The sequence below is a fragment of the Vagococcus sp. WN80Y genome (assembly GCF_059621045.1).
Window position 1 is genome coordinate 78,368 of the sequence record NZ_JCAQHY010000166.1, and the last position, 15,362, is coordinate 93,729.

The window sequence follows — 15,362 nt, forward strand, 5'->3', positions numbered from 1 at the left end:
TAGTCTTTAGATATGAGTTAGAAGCCTTTATACATAAGGTTTTTAGCTTTTTTATTTTATCTTGATATCAGAACTTCCTAGCTTTTTTACTGATGAGTAATCATAACGACAAAATCCTGACCAGTATTTTTAGATGAATTGCTCGTGATATGAGCATATAATCAATGAATGAGCGAAACATGAGTTTACATACATTGCTAAAATGTCAGTGTATTGATTACATCTTGATGCTAAGTTTCAGTACATAAAAGGATATATTTTGTAAAAAAATGCTATTTTTACAAAATATAAGAATAAATTGTCATTTTCTATATTATTATCTCTCAATCTGTTCTATGATTTAGTTAGAGATGATTCAATAAGACATTTACTACATATTGATAGGATGAAAATAAAAATGAAAAAAATTATTGAGTATTATACAGCAAGTTTAAAACAAGCTTCTTTATCAGAAGTAAAACCAACAAAAAATAAATCACTTCAAATTTCTTTTCAAGACTATCTAAATGGAGAAGTCAAAGGATTGGATATCGAGACAATTAATCGTTTGTTTGAAGAGGACGAAGAAGACATCGACATTTTTCTTTTTCCTATTCAAATGCAATCTGGATCTGGCGAAAAAGAGAAAAGACTATATCCTTTAATTGTACCCGCGCGTCTTGCAAAAAGTGGTGAGTTGAAACATGTTACTTACGGAGTCCCTTGGATTCCCAGAATATTGCTTGCACCAGTTGAAAACTCAAAGCTGTCAGTGATTGGGGAAAATGATGACTATCTTCAGTTTATAGAAAGTCATTCATTTCAGGAATTATCTTGGGATGAGTATGTCCAATTGACAAGCGAACTATTTGAGTATGTAACTAATCAAAAAATAACGGAGTTAAAAAAGATTTCATGGTATAAAAAAGTAGATAATCATACATTAGTATTTAAGGGAACCTCGAATGGTGGAGCAGCACATAGAATTGTAAAACTCTATGATTCAATAACCAAGCATAGTGGCGATTTACCACTGTTAGAAAATTTTTTAAGTGAGATGGACTCTGAAACAGAGCCCAATCTACTGTCAGAAAACAAACAAATAGAAATGGATAAATATCATTTTGGTCAAATGAAACCAACATTTGGTCTCTCACTTAGTCAACGAGAAGTCGTTCGCCATATGAATACATTAAATACGGGTGAAATGATAGGTGTTACAGGTCCTCCTGGAACAGGAAAGACGACGCTGCTACAAAGTATCATTGCCACAAATTGGATTAAAGCTGCTATTGAGGGGAGAAAACCACCAATCTGTGTTGTTTCCTCAACTAATAATCAAGCTGTAACCAATGTCATTGAAAGTTTTCAAATGGATGTAAGCCAAGGAACGAGCTTTGACTTAAATCAACTCCCAAACTTGCCAGAGTTTCAGCCATTGAAAGAAAAGTTTGGTTTGTTTGAAGAGCGGTGGATTCCTACGTTAGACAGTTACGGATTATATATTGTCAAAAAGGACTATTCCAAGGAGTCATTATCCTCAATGCATGCCAAAATTAGCAGTGAGGATACTGAATACTTAGATAGACTCGAATCAATTAAATTTTTTGAAAATGCAAAAACTTATTTTTTGTCACGTTTTGAAGAGAGTTTTAATAAAAAAGGGTGTACTGTCCAACAAGTAAAAAAGGAAATACATTCTTGGTTAGTCACCTTAGCAAGGGATTTGGAAAAACTTGTTGCATGTAATTCAAAAAAAGGAACATATAAAGAGTCATTAGAGAAAATAAATAATCAGTTACAGAAGGAAGAGCAACTAATAAGTGAGAGTCATCAAACTATTGAGACATTAAAAGCGATTTGCACCGAATGGGAAGTATTTAATTCTAAATCAGGTAGTATTTTAGATATAATTCCATATTTGAAGCAAAAGCGTGAAAAAGAAAGAAAACAAAAGTTTTGTCAGCTTAATAAACTAGTTTCAATTGAGGAGTTAGAAAACTCATTAGAAAAAGAAAGACAAACAGCAACTGATTTACTAGCTGAAAAAGAGCGTCTGAAAACAGAATATGACGAGTTAAAAACTGAAGTGCAGCACTATCAAAAATTGTTAGGAGAATATCATATAGCAACAGCGATGGATGACATCGAGTTTAATGAACACTTAGACAAAACAATTAGGTATTTGCTATTTGTCCTTACAACACATTATTGGGAAGCAGAATGGCTTATATCTATTGAAAAGTTGAAAGAAAAAGGAAAATTAGCTAAATCAATCCAAAATATGAATGAATACCAACAAAGATGGGTAAGAAGCGCGATGTTAACTCCTTGTATTGTGGGCACACTTTACCAAGTTCCTGTATTTTTTTCTTATGACTATAAACCGATGTTTAATTTTATTGATTTACTCATTACAGATGAATCAGGACAAGTTAGCCCTGAGATAAGTACGGCCAGCCTTTCTTTAGCAAAAAAATATTTAGCTGTTGGTGATACGAAGCAAATTGAACCTATTTGGAATATGACGAAAGAGGTAGATAAAGGTAATATTCTTAACTTGCTTACTGCTAGTCAAGAAGGGATGTCTCAATTCATGAATAGTGGATTATCGACATCTTGTGGTAATTTGATGGAAGTTGCTCAAAGAAGAAGTAAGTTTCATAAATACGCACATTTGAATGGCGGCTTATTTTTGAGTGAACACCGAAGATGTTTACCTGAAATTATTACTTACTGTAACACTCTAGCTTATGATGGAAAATTAGAACCAAAACGTGAAGAAAAAGAAGCCTATTATGATGGGAAATTGCCACCGATGGGTTATGGACACATCGGTGGCAAAATGATCCGAAAAGATAACAGCATGGCGAACATGATCGAGGCAAAAGCAATTGCCAGTTGGATTAATGATGAAAAAGCAAACTTATTAAAAATGTATCATAAGGATGCAGTTGGGGATGTTGTAGCAGTCGTTACACCTTTTAAAGCGCAAAAAATTATGATAAGCAATGAACTAAAAAAATTAGGTTTCAAAGAAGATGAGATTGTTGTTGGGACAGTCCATGCCTTACAAGGTGCTGAAAAATCTGTGGTGATTTTTTCAACAGTTTATGATAGTTCTTATAAAGGCACTTACTTTTTTGATCGTAGCGTTCATATGTTGAATGTTGCTGTGTCTCGTGCAAAAGATAGCTTTTTAATTTTTGGTGATACAACTATCTTTAATTTAGAAGGAAATTTACCTTCCACCCAATTAGCAAAAATTGTTTTTTCTTCAGAAAATAATGCAATTCATGGGTTAGAAAAATACACTAGAACATCAGAAGGGAACATTCAAAGAATAGAAGGAGTTCCTGCTCATGATGAGTATCTAGTGAAATTACTCAATAGAACAAAAGAACTTCTCCATATCGTTTCACCTTATATTTCTTACTATACGTTAAATAATTACTGTCAAGATTTATTGGATTTGATGAAACAAAAAGTTGATGCTGGAAAAAATATTTTTGTCTACACGACTCCAGCAATTAACCAAAGCAGACAACCAAGTTACATGGCAGGTAGAAAGTTATTGGAAGAAACAGGTGCTCAGTTAATTGATTTGAATCGTGTTCACAGTAAAATGATTATTATAGATGATATTGCTTTAGTGGACGGTTCATTCAACTGGTTTTCTGCTAGCAGAGAAAAAGATTATCAGTATTATAATTGGGATACCTCAATCGCTTTTTATGGTGAAGATATTGGTGAAATGATTGAGAATAGATTGGCATTATTAGAAGAAAGAGTGATTAATAAAAGTTCGCTGAAGTCTATCAGAGATTGAAATAAATAAAAATTAGGGGGGATTAGGTTTGAGAATTGATGACTTAGTAAGAAAGATAGAACTATCGTTACTAAATTATAAGGATGACTATCTATTGTCTACTGTGACTTTACAAAGAAATGAAATTGAAAAAAATGGGAGAATAGCTCATCAAAATAGATACACAAAAACTGCATACAGACAAATAAAATCAAGTGATTTAAAAACATGTGTTACAAGTCGAGTTGATAAAAGAGTTAAAGAAAAACTATTTAATTGGGAAAATAAACCTGAAAATACGGATGCTTGTCATATCATTGCTAAGTGTTTGGGTGGTTCAAATGGTGTCCAAAATCTTTTCATTGGTACTGAAAAGTTGAATCGTGAACTGATGTGGCCCATAGAGAAAATTGTTTTAGAAGAGATGTCTCTTCCTGTATTTTATAAGGTTAATTTAATTTATGATGAGAGTGATTTTTTTTGTAGTTATGTAGAACTAACAATAGCCCCCTCTGAAGAAATTGCTATAAACGTTAAAAAACAGGTAAGAGCGGTACAAGTAAAGTTTAAAAACATAACCATTTTGGCTACCAGTACGGTAGAGAAAATAAAATAATTGGAGATACCTGACTTCTTCTGTCTTTCTAGGCCACTGAAGCTTAGCTGACTCTAGATTTAAATTTAGAAGAGAAAAGTTTAAATCTAGAGTCAATTGTAGAAATAGGAATTAAAATACGAAAACTTAAAAAACGTTGGAAACCATGAAGCCTTTTGAAGAGGAGGTCCTTTATTATATCGAAGAAATAAAAAATATGATGGATGACAAAGATGTTTCGTTAGAAATTATAGTTTCAGCCAGAAAGGAAGGCTTTAGAGTTGTTTTCCTTAGGAAAAATCAATGGTATGATCTCCGAATTAGCAAAATTAAACTAGACCATATTAAATACATTGCGGCTTATCAAACGAATCCTATTTCTGCAATCACGCATTGGGCGGAAGTTGATAAAATTGTTGATTCTGATAATTATTTTGGTTATAAGAAAATTCTGTTTAAAGGGCAGGCTAAAGAATTAGAATACCCTATAAAGTTAGATTTAGATCAGCCAAATTTAGCACCACAAAGTATTCGATATGCTTCATTAAAAAAAATAAAAAAATTATCTGAAATTTTTAAATGATTTCTGTTGTGGACTATTATGAAATAGTTTTAAATTGAGTTTATATTTTCTTAGTAGGTCATAAAAACTATGGTCTTAACATGTCGTTCTCTTCCCATGCAACAATTAATCGATTCAATCTTCTTAGCTGGGTTTCTTCTTTTTTTGCATTCATTATCCACCAAATAGAATCTCTTTTGTAAGAAGGTGGAAGTTGATTATAAAATTTCCAAGACGTTGGATTTTTTCTGATTTTATCTTGATATTCTTTCGATAGAGTTGCGTTTCTTTGAGCGGATGAATAACCGATTTGATCATTTCTTTGATTGAAAATAGTTAATCCTTCAGGTCTCATCTGATTGAGTTCTATCAATTTTTGCGCTTTTTGTACATTGACTTTACTCCAAACGCTATTAGGCTTACGTGGCGTAAAACGAATTTTATAACTATCTTCATCGATTGTTTTCCGGATTCCATCAATCCAACCAAAAGCTAGCGCACAATCTACTGATTCAGACCAAGTAAGGCTTACTTTCTTACTTTTTTTCTTGAAAAAAGCTACCCAAAGCTCATTAGCTGTTTGGTGATGAGTATCCAACCAACTAATAAATTCTGTTTGATCGGTAAAAAATTTAATTTTACTCATTGTTCTAGCCACTCTAAAATCATTTGATTAAGCTCTTTAGGTCTTTCTTCTTGAATCCAATGACCAGCGTCTAAAGTTCTAACATCGATGTTAGGTACAAAATCCTTTATATTGGGAAGTGGTGGGATGATATCTTTCTCACCGTATATCATTAATGTTGATTGATGAATAATTGGCGATACCTCGCCTAATATATGCCAATTACGATTCAGGTTTCTATACCAATTGATACTTGGAGTGAAACCTGTTTTTTTAAAGCTTGAGATATAAACATCAAGGTCCTTCTCACTCATAACAGGCTCACCTAATGGCGTGGCTGTATTAGCCAAATCAATCATTTCCATTCCGTCACTATAACCTTGTGAGGGAACATTTTTTCGATATAGATTGTTAATAAATTGTGATGGGTGTTCATCTAATATAGCATCTGCAATACCTGGTTGTTTGTTAAAGTGAACAAAATAGTAATTATCCCCAAAAAATTCTTCCATAAAATCAATCCACGGTTTCTCACCACGAACTTGGTAGGGCAAGGATAAGTTAATCATTTTACTAACTCGTGTAGGATGTAGTAAAGCCATGCTCCAAACAACACTTGCACCCCAATCATGTCCCATAAAAATGGCGTCATTGTAGTGATAGTAATCCAATATAGCAACAAGATCACTTGTTAAATGGTCGATATCATATTTTGTGACTTCTTTTGGACAAGATGAATTTCCGTAACCTCGTTGATTAGGAATGATAACGTGATAACCTGCCTTTACAAGGGGAGTTACTTGATGTCTCCAAGAATAGGCATGCTCTGGCCAACCGTGACAAAGAACGATAGGTTTCTTTCTATTTTTTTCACCAGCTTCAAAAATCTCTAGTTCAATATCGTTAACTGAGATAAGTTTTGGTGTTGGGAATTCATAATTGTTTAACATTTTATTTCCTCCTCGTTAACTAAAAGTATCTTACACCACAATATTATCATGTTGGTGTGACAGTAGTATGTCAGGTTTGAGATCAGAAATCCATTTAATTATATTTCTCAGACATCAAGTTAAGTTTTGCTGCAAAGTTTTGACGTAATTCTTTTGGGGCTAGGATTTCTACATGTTCTCCAAAGCTAAATATAAGAGAGAATAACCATTCTTTTTCGGGGAATGTAGCTGTCACAAGAAGTTCACCTGTTTCTAATACTTCAATGTCTTCTTCTTTAAAAACATCCTCCACACGAGCCTTCATCATAGGAGCTATTTTCAAAATAACTGTTGTCATTGCTGTCTGCTCGTTAGATAATTGCACACTCTCGTGATAGGAGTGTTGTCGACGTTCAAATGATTGATTTTCAATATGGAAACCATCTATACGAGAAACTCTAAATAGTCTGAAGTCTTCTTTTAATAAACAGTAAGCAAATAAATACCAAGTGTAATTTTTGAAAATGAGTGACATTGGTTCAACTTGCCTGCTACTGGCGATATTATTATAATTTCTGTAGTCAATAGTCAGTAGATTACTCTGCTTAATGGCCTTCCTTATCGTCTTTACCAATTCTTTTTGACTAGGAGAATCTCCATATGGATGCAAATCGATAATGATTTGTTCCAAATGAAGGTTAAAATCATCTGTCTTATTTTCAGGAACAATATTTTGTAACTTTTCTATGGATGAATCTAACTCAATATCGTTAAGTGTAGAATTAATATCTTTGAGAATAGAGAGGAGAGAGGACAGATTATTAAGAGGCAGAACTTGATGATTTAATTTATAATCCTCATAAATGCTGAATCCACCATTGTTTCCAGAATGGGAAATAATAGGAATGCCAGCTAGATTGATTGTTTCAATATCACGGTAAATAGTTCTGACTGATACTGAAAACTTCTCGGCCAGTTCATTCGCTGTTACACGATTTCTATTAAGTAACATCACAATGATGGTTAACATACGTTCTATTTTCATTTTTTCTTCCTTAAATTTTATTTTTATTTATTAAAATAATTCATTCAAACAGATGATTTTAGACTATATATTTCCGACTTATTTTACGGGATGTATATAGGTACTATTGTTTGCACTTTTTTATACAACAATACATACTTTAGCCAATTAATATCATTTGTTTCAAAACTAGGGTAGTATAATTTAATTATCATTACTTATCCTCCTGATTTATTATATCAATTGAACATAATAAAACCAATTTTTATCAATACAAAGAAACAACTTTAGTACTAAGTTTGAAATACAACTAAATAAGCCAAATTTTAATCTATAGAATACCAAGATACAATTTTTGCCTGTACTTTGAGGTACGATTCATTCAACTATTAACAGTGAACATTATTCATCTATATATATCCTGTTATATAATCAAGAGTGCCCGTTTTACTTTCAGCTAACCCAAGCTGAAAGTCCCACAAGTACTCTTAATTATTCCGATCTTTAGAGAAGATATATATTTCCGACTTATTTTACGGGATGTATATATTTCAAAGAAGTAGCTTATCAAATGAATTTAGGTTGGATATTGAAAGCACTAATCTATTATTTACAAAAGTGTTGCCATTCCAGATATTATTTAAGTGAGGTGAGTTATTACAATGAGTCGTTTTAAGAGTAGATTGATTAGAAAAATTAAAGGGTCAATATTTGGTTTAGTTATAATAGCGACTATGAATGTAGGTCTATTCAGCCAGAGTGGTAGCCAATCAATTGATTACTCATTAAAAGGCATAGGACTAGCATTTATAATTGCTGTGATTGGACAAGGTATTTGGGTAGGATATATGTGCCGGAAAAATAAAGAAAAAAGCCGGACAGAATTGAAAAAGTGGTGGGGGAAACGCACAGGTTATTACTTGAAAGCTGTAGGAGGCTTTTTTATTGGATTTCTATTTGCGTTATATCAAGACCTTATCTCAACTTCAGATGCTAGAAAAAGTTATATAGCGGTTATACACTTTCTTTTTGGTTCAAAACCTAAGGAGAGTACAGAAACGAATCTGCTAGCAGCTTTTTTTGGACTTATATCATTGTTTTTTGTTTTATACACTATTTATAAAATAGCCTTTTCTTTGGTTAAGAAAATTTTTGAAGTCCTTTTTGAAGAGTAATTTTCTATTATAGTAATAGTATAAATATTTTTTAGTAACTGATCGTCCAAGTGTTGAAAATCGCTAAGAATAGGCACAATTTATAATTATATGATTTATGATTACTCAACTGATTACTTGATAATAGAAAATGTAAATGGAGTGGACAAAATAGAATTAAGTGTAATTCCCCTAGCTAAAAAATGTAAAAATGAACTATAAATAGAAAGCAGATCGGTGGTTTAGGTGAGTATCTAGATTATTGTAAATGTGGTGACAGTGCGAAAAATAAATTATGAAGGAATAACACAATCAGAGCACGTCCATACCCATACCAAGCAAATCAAAATAGTGAGCAGTCTAAATTAGGCTACTCACTTTACAATCCATCTTATTTGACTTCTACATAACCATATCCTTCGTATAGTTTGATTACAGATTCCAATGAATATGTATCATCTTTGGTTGAACTGACTTTTTCAATATCAGCAACATTTGCTTTCTTTTCACTATCCAATACTATATTAGAATATCCAATGATAGCAGTTTTAGTTTCTTTTAATTTATTTTCTGTACCCCCTGAATATTGTTTAATTGTGTGAATTCCAATTAGATTTCCATTCGAGTCAGATCCATTGTTTCCCCAAAATGATGATTCTTCATTTTTACCACTCAAAAATTGTCTATACATTAATTTTTCTTGTTTTATTTCATAGCGATATCCCCACGAGTTATCGGCATTCATGTCCTGATATGTACGTTTCGTTTTTTCATCAATCATACGTTTAATATCCTCTACATTAGCAATATCTGTCGCTTTTTCTGCTACTTCATCTAATTCTTTTACCTCAAACTGGGGAGAAAAATTATCATCAATAATATATCCTTTTTCGAACAGTCGACTCTCAGCATCTTTCGACAAGATGACTTTTGCCTTATCCCCATTTTTTAGTTCACCATCATTTTCTATTTCGAAATCAATATAGTTCAATGGTTCATCAAACATATTATCTATCTTGGAAAGTCCTTTTCCACTAACACCCGTAAAATTCAAAACAAGATTTTTTTCTACCTCAGCACTGGTCAACTTTTTAGGCTCTTCCAAGCCAGACACTTTAACTATTTTATCACCAGATTTAATCTTCTTTGTTTTATCAGTATCAACTGTAATAGTAATTTTGACTTTATCACCATTAGATAGATTTTCAGTTTTGTCAAGCTTGATTTTATAAGATGAATAAATTGAACTCATTTCTTCCGCAATTTTCTCGTCTGGTGCCTCATCAATATTGTAATCTAACGTATCTTTCAATAATTTCTTATCATCTAAAATATATGTAGCCTTTCCTTTTGTATCCATACCAGTAAAACTTACATCTATGTATTGTGCCATGTCTTTAGCACCTCCATCACACGCACTTAAAAATAGACATATTAACAAAATACTACCTACTAACCCATACTTTTTCAATATAAAATCCCCTTTCAATTAAAATCTCCTTTAATTATACCAATTTTTTATTATAAAAGACATTTTTATTCAAAAAAACTTTTTCAAACTATTATTGGCATTGTTATATGAAATCACCTATGTAGAAACGTTTAGTAGATAATAAAAAGTTTTTATAATTTGGAAGAACATAACGTGCCTTTAAATCTCAAAATTTTTTTATTAATTGATTTATTTATAGCATATTGTCTCCATAACCTAGTGACAAGTACCAACTTATGGAACTATAAATTATTTTACGTCCATTAAAATATATAGTTGAATCCATGATATAATAGTTTTATACTTACGCTTTTTTACTGCGTAATCATTAAATAAAATGAAAAATAATTATTTACAGAAAAGTTTTGTGTAAATTGGAGAAAGGAAGTATTGAATTGGCAGAAGCGAAATTTGAAGAAGCGTTAATAAAAAAACTCGAAGCTGAAGGCTGGACATACAGCAAAGACTTTTCCAACGTGAGTATAAAAAAGCTTGAACAGCATTGGCGAGATATTTTAAATGAAATAAATGCCCATAAATTAAATGGAACGTTATTATCTGATATTGAATTCGGATTAGTTCTTCAAGCGTTACAGTACATCCGAACGCCTTATGATGCTCAACTCTTATTAGTAGGTGCAGGAGGCGTTGGCTCGCTTCCTATCACTCGTGATGATGGTTCTAAATTAGAAATTGAAATTTTTTATGGGGATGATGTAGCGGGTGGCCGCTCTCGTTATGAAATTGTTAGCCAGGTAACGTTTAATGAGTTACCTAAAGGATTAACAACGAAGCGAGTTATTGATTTAGCACTGCTCATTAATGGAATCCCTGTTGTGCATATTGAAGAAAAAGATGAACATTTACAAAATCAGTGGAGCGCCTTTGAGCAACTAAAAGGGTATGATGGTGATGGATTATATAAAGGGTTATTTGCCTTTGTACAGGTGCAGTTTATTATGAGTCAACATTCGGCTCATTATTTTGCACGACCAAATGCGTTTGAGAATTACAATAAGACATTTGTTTTTGGATGGCGAAATGAGAAGAATGAGGATATCACAGATGCTTTTGAGTTTGCTCATCAAGTAATGGGAATTCCTGCTTTGCACCGTTTGGTAACGGTTAATATGATTCCAGATGCCTCAAGTGATAATTTGATGGTTATGCGTAGTTATCAAATTCAAGCAACACGAGAAATTTTACAGCGAATGAAAGAAATGGAAGTTAGTGGCCTTATTCAAAGAGAAGGTGGCTATATCTGGCATACTACCGGATCTGGTAAGACTGTTACTTCGTTTAAGGTTGCTCAATTATTAGCCTCAGCCCCTAGAGTTCGAAATGTATTGTTTATCGTAGATCGTGTTGATTTGATTGATCAAACACTTGAAAATTTTAAGGACTTTGCTTATGCCCATTTTGAAAAGCGAATTAAGAAGGTGAATGGCGCCGAGTTAAAGCGAGAATTGAAACATAAGGGAGCCTCTCAGATATTACTCATCTCTGTTCAAGGATTAACAAAAGCTGTGAAGAATGGATTAAAAAATGATGATTGGAACGTTATTATCATGGATGAGGCTCATCGAAGCGCGAGTGGTGATTCGGTACAGCTAATTAAAACGGCTTTCAAGAAAACAACATGGTTTGGTTTTACTGGCACGCCTAACTTCTATAGTGATGAAATAAATGATGTCAAAACGTCTCGTGATATTTCGACACATGATATTTTTGGTAAACGACTGCACACCTATACGATTAAAGATGCAATCGGAGATGGGAACGTACTGGGCTTTGACGTAACGTATTTTCGGCCTCATTGGGTTGTTGAAAATCCAGAAACTGATTTTTCTGAGAAGGACTATGAAAAAGAAGTCTATCAAAGTGATATTTATCGACAAGAGGTAGTACAAGACATCCTCTCAAATTGGAAGAAAACTTCTAGTGGGGCGTTAATTGCAGGACAGCGCAAAGAAAATGCCTTTCAAGCAATGTTGGCAGTTTCTGGTAAGCAGGCTGTTATGAATTATTACAACATTTTCAAAGAAAAGGCCCCAGATTTAAATGTAGCAATGACTTTTTCGCGTGATGAATCCAATGAGCCTGGCACAAAAGAACAAAATGAGGCGCTGAAAAAAGCAATTAAGGATTATACTGAAAAATTTACTGTTCCTAGTATTTTAAATGCTAAAGATCCAGCGCGTGCCTATATGCTAGATATTACTAAACGATTGGCGCGAAAGAAACCCTATAATCAAGATAAAGAAGAAGATCGATTGGATTTAGTCATTGTTTCAGATCAATTATTAACAGGCTTTGACTCAAAATATATTAATGTTATCTATATGGACAAAACGCTTAAGGAAGGCATGCTTATTCAGGCAATGTCACGAACTAACCGAACGTTGGACCTTAATAGCAAACCGCATGGAAAAGTACGTTTTTATCGACAAGGGGATGCCATGCAAGAATTTGTTGAAAACGCCCTGCGTATTTATACGAGGGGCGGAAATGATACACTTCAAGCTGCAGAGGATGAGACAGACAACCAGCTTCCTAAGGATTTAGAAAATGATGATATTTTAGCCAAGCCACAAAGCCAACAAATAAATGCCTTGGAAGCAGCAGTTTCCAGATTAAAGGAACTTGCTAGTGATGACTTTAGCCAGGTTCCTCGTGGCGAAAGTGATTTAAAAGAGTTTGTAAATCTGGCTTTGGTTACCCAAAATAAGATTCAACGCCTCGTGCAGCAGGGGTATGAGCTTGGTAGCGAAATTGAAGAATTAGATGAAAAGCGAGAACCAACTGGGAAGATAGTTCGACTTGATATTTCAAATAGTGGCGAATTTGGAGCTTTACAAGCTCGATTAAATGATGCCCGAGAGAAACTACCTCCTAATGAACGGCCAGACATTACTGAAATAAAACTAGGTATTGAATTATTTGATCATGAAATAATTGATTATGATAGACTAGTTGAGCTCTTGAATGCGCTTATAGATAATAAAACTGAAACAAATAGAGAGGCTATTGATAAGCATATCCGACCAATGAACGATGAGAGTCGTCAAGAAATAAATGAAATTGCGGATGATATCGAATCTGGAGAAATTACCAAACATTTTACAACCGAATCTCTTCGTGAGACACGTAAAAAATATCGGACTGAAAGCCGAGAGTTGAAGATACGTCGTTGGGCGGCTAATCAAGATGTTAACGGAAATCGGATTGTAGAAGCATTTGATTTATTTTTACCAGGGCATACGCTTATTGATAATCCGATGCTTGCAGATATTGTGCATGCGATTGAAGAGGAAGAAAATATTGGATTCTTTGGTGCGTCAAATTTTGAAGAAGAGCTAATGTCATTTTTCAATTCACTATAAGTCAATTCTGTTTTTTTATTAAAAGTAGCAAACAAGAGAAAGAGGGAAAAATAAATGGCTCTATCGACTGAACAACAAACTAAAATGTGGGCGATGCTTAATCAAACGCGTGGTCAAATTGGATTGACAGCATATAAAGACTACATCTTTGGTATTTTATTTTACAAATATCTATCTGAAAAAGCGACTCACTGGTTAGAATCTGTCTTACGTGGTGAAACATGGGAAAGTGTTTATTCTCAAGATTCCGCTAAGGCTTTGGATTATATGAAAAAGAATCTAGGTTATGCAATACAACCTACTGATTTTTTTGTTGATTGGAAAAAAGCAATTGATGAAGATCGTTTTAATATTGGTATGATGACAGATGCCTTTGGTCATTTTAATCAGCAAATTGCTTTTGAAGCTAAAGGCGATTTTGAAGGTATTTTTGATGGCATGCGTTTTGATAGTGCTGATTTAGGGGCTAACGCACAAGCTCGTGCTAGTGTGATGATTTCTATGATTGAGTTACTATCGACATCTGAATTTGATTTATCAGGGAGTGACGATACTGTTTCTGATATTTATGAATATTTAGTTGCGCAGTTTGCGACCGTATTAGCATCAGATATGGGGCAATATTATACGCCAAAAGAAATTTCCGATGTGATGGCTCGGATTTTGACATATGGTCGAGAAAATCAAGAGAGTTTCTCTATTTATGATCCTGCTGTTGGTTCGGGCTCGTTACTACTTACAACAGCAAGTTATCTGAAAAACTCTCATAAGCGTGGTATGATTAAGTATTTTGGACAAGAAAAAGATGCTACACCTTATCGCTTATCAAGGATGAACTTGATGATGCATGGTGTTGAATATAATGATATCAGTATTAATCATGCAGATACGCTTGAAAGTGACTGGCCGGATGGTGTTGTAGAGGGAAAAGATAATCCTCGTATGTTTGATGCTGTCATGGCAAATCCACCATATTCAGCACATTGGAATAACAAAGACCGTGAAGATGATACTCGTTGGCGTGAGTATGGTGTGGCACCTAAAACCAAAGCGGATTATGCATTCTTACTGCATTGTTTGTATCACTTAGATGATAGTGGACGGATGGCGATTATTCTTCCTCATGGTGTGTTATTCCGTGGGGCAGCAGAGGGGCGGATTCGTAAAGCACTTATTGATAGACATCAAATTGAAGCAGTTATCGGCTTCCCAGATAAATTATTTTTAAATACATCTATTCCAGTCTGTGTATTAATTTTAAGAAAGCATAGGATTGAATCGGATATTTTATTCATCGATGGAAGTAAAGATTTTGAGAAGTTGAAAAACCAAAACCATTTGCGTCCAGAAGATGTTGATAAGATTGTTGATACGGTGATCAATCGCAAGGAAATCGAGAAGTATTCTCATATTGCAACGTTAGATGAGATTAAAGAAAATGATTATAATCTGAATATACCTCGCTATGTTGATACCTTTGAGGAAGAGGAGCCCATTGATTTAGTAGAATTGAGCAAAGAAATGGTTACTTTGAATGCTGAAATTGAACAGGCTGAAAGTAAGTTCCTATCATTACTAGATGAGTTAGCTATAACGCCCGATACAAAAGAAATCATCGAAGCGACAAAGGCGGTATTTCGATGAAAGGTGAGAACGAAAACGTACCTATGATCCGATTTGAAGGCTTTTCTGACGCATGGGAACTGCGTAAGTTAGGAGAACTTAGTCAAGTAACCGACACAAAACATGCTACAGCACCAATAGTTGACTATGATAATAACTTTAAAATGATACGAACATCTACAGTACGA

General features: G+C 33.6%; 10 protein-coding genes. 6 read left to right on the plus strand and 4 right to left on the minus strand.

Translation table 11 applies throughout. The features are described from left to right. Nucleotides 1-397: 397 nt before the first annotated feature. The 3 genes from AC5KOD_RS16260 (at nt 398) to AC5KOD_RS16270 (ending at nt 4,965) form a co-directional block, all read left to right on the plus strand. On the plus strand, nt 398-3,808 hold the full coding sequence (locus AC5KOD_RS16260; RefSeq protein WP_496915630.1) for an AAA domain-containing protein: 3,411 nt from the start codon (nt 398-400) through the stop codon (nt 3,806-3,808). A 28-nt stretch (nt 3,809-3,836) separates the two neighbouring features. After that, entirely contained in the window at nt 3,837-4,403 is a 567-nt protein-coding gene (locus AC5KOD_RS16265) for a DNA/RNA non-specific endonuclease (protein ID WP_496915631.1), read from the plus strand. 145 nt (nt 4,404-4,548) lie between these two features. After that, nucleotides 4,549-4,965 (plus strand): DUF8743 domain-containing protein, encoded by a 417-nt coding sequence (locus tag AC5KOD_RS16270; RefSeq protein WP_496915632.1) that lies wholly within the window; start codon nt 4,549-4,551, stop codon nt 4,963-4,965. A 67-nt stretch (nt 4,966-5,032) separates the two neighbouring features. Here AC5KOD_RS16270 and AC5KOD_RS16275 read toward each other — a convergent pair whose 3' ends face one another. The 3 genes from AC5KOD_RS16275 to AC5KOD_RS16285 form a co-directional block, all read right to left on the minus strand. Then, complete coding sequence (locus AC5KOD_RS16275) at nt 5,033-5,590, minus strand: YdeI/OmpD-associated family protein (protein ID WP_496915633.1); 558 nt, start codon at nt 5,588-5,590, stop codon at nt 5,033-5,035. Continuing rightward, nucleotides 5,587-6,519 (minus strand): alpha/beta fold hydrolase, encoded by a 933-nt coding sequence (locus AC5KOD_RS16280; protein WP_496915634.1) that lies wholly within the window; start codon nt 6,517-6,519, stop codon nt 5,587-5,589. The genes AC5KOD_RS16275 and AC5KOD_RS16280 overlap by 4 nt, the downstream gene beginning before the upstream one ends. 94 nt (nt 6,520-6,613) lie before the next feature. Further along, nucleotides 6,614-7,543, minus strand: coding sequence for a helix-turn-helix transcriptional regulator (locus AC5KOD_RS16285; protein ID WP_496915635.1), 930 nt, complete (start codon nt 7,541-7,543; stop codon nt 6,614-6,616). A gap of 641 nt (nt 7,544-8,184) precedes the next feature. Here AC5KOD_RS16285 and AC5KOD_RS16290 point away from each other — a divergent pair. Then, nucleotides 8,185-8,697, plus strand: a complete 513-nt coding sequence (locus AC5KOD_RS16290; protein ID WP_496915636.1) for a hypothetical protein — start codon at nt 8,185-8,187, stop codon at nt 8,695-8,697. 370 nt (nt 8,698-9,067) lie between these two features. On the opposite strand, the gene AC5KOD_RS16295 is transcribed toward AC5KOD_RS16290, so the two are convergent. Further along, the gene (locus AC5KOD_RS16295) at nt 9,068-10,147 is read right to left on the minus strand and encodes a hypothetical protein (protein ID WP_496915637.1); all 1,080 of its coding nucleotides are present in this window, start codon (nt 10,145-10,147) and stop codon (nt 9,068-9,070) included. A gap of 416 nt (nt 10,148-10,563) precedes the next feature. Here AC5KOD_RS16295 and AC5KOD_RS16300 point away from each other — a divergent pair, with 416 nt between their 5' ends. Together AC5KOD_RS16300 and AC5KOD_RS16305 are read left to right on the plus strand one after the other, a co-directional pair. Further along, nucleotides 10,564-13,551, plus strand: coding sequence for a DEAD/DEAH box helicase family protein (locus AC5KOD_RS16300; protein WP_496915638.1), 2,988 nt, complete (start codon nt 10,564-10,566; stop codon nt 13,549-13,551). 54 nt (nt 13,552-13,605) lie between these two features. Next, complete coding sequence (locus AC5KOD_RS16305) at nt 13,606-15,195, plus strand: type I restriction-modification system subunit M (protein ID WP_496915639.1); 1,590 nt, start codon at nt 13,606-13,608, stop codon at nt 15,193-15,195. The last annotated feature ends 167 nt before the right edge of the window (nt 15,196-15,362 follow it).

Bases quoted from the DNA above. Each gene is read 5' to 3' on its own strand.
- AC5KOD_RS16290 (WP_496915636.1), top strand. From the start codon at position 8,185: ATGAGTCGTTTTAAGAGTAGATTGATTAGAAAAATTAAAGGGTCAATA.
- AC5KOD_RS16275 (WP_496915633.1), bottom strand. From the start codon at position 5,590: ATGAGTAAAATTAAATTTTTTACCGATCAAACAGAATTTATTAGTTGG.
- AC5KOD_RS16285 (WP_496915635.1), bottom strand. From the start codon at position 7,543: ATGAAAATAGAACGTATGTTAACCATCATTGTGATGTTACTTAATAGA.
- AC5KOD_RS16260 (WP_496915630.1), top strand. From the start codon at position 398: ATGAAAAAAATTATTGAGTATTATACAGCAAGTTTAAAACAAGCTTCT.
- AC5KOD_RS16280 (WP_496915634.1), bottom strand. From the start codon at position 6,519: ATGTTAAACAATTATGAATTCCCAACACCAAAACTTATCTCAGTTAAC.
- AC5KOD_RS16305 (WP_496915639.1), top strand. From the start codon at position 13,606: ATGGCTCTATCGACTGAACAACAAACTAAAATGTGGGCGATGCTTAAT.
- AC5KOD_RS16270 (WP_496915632.1), top strand. From the start codon at position 4,549: ATGAAGCCTTTTGAAGAGGAGGTCCTTTATTATATCGAAGAAATAAAA.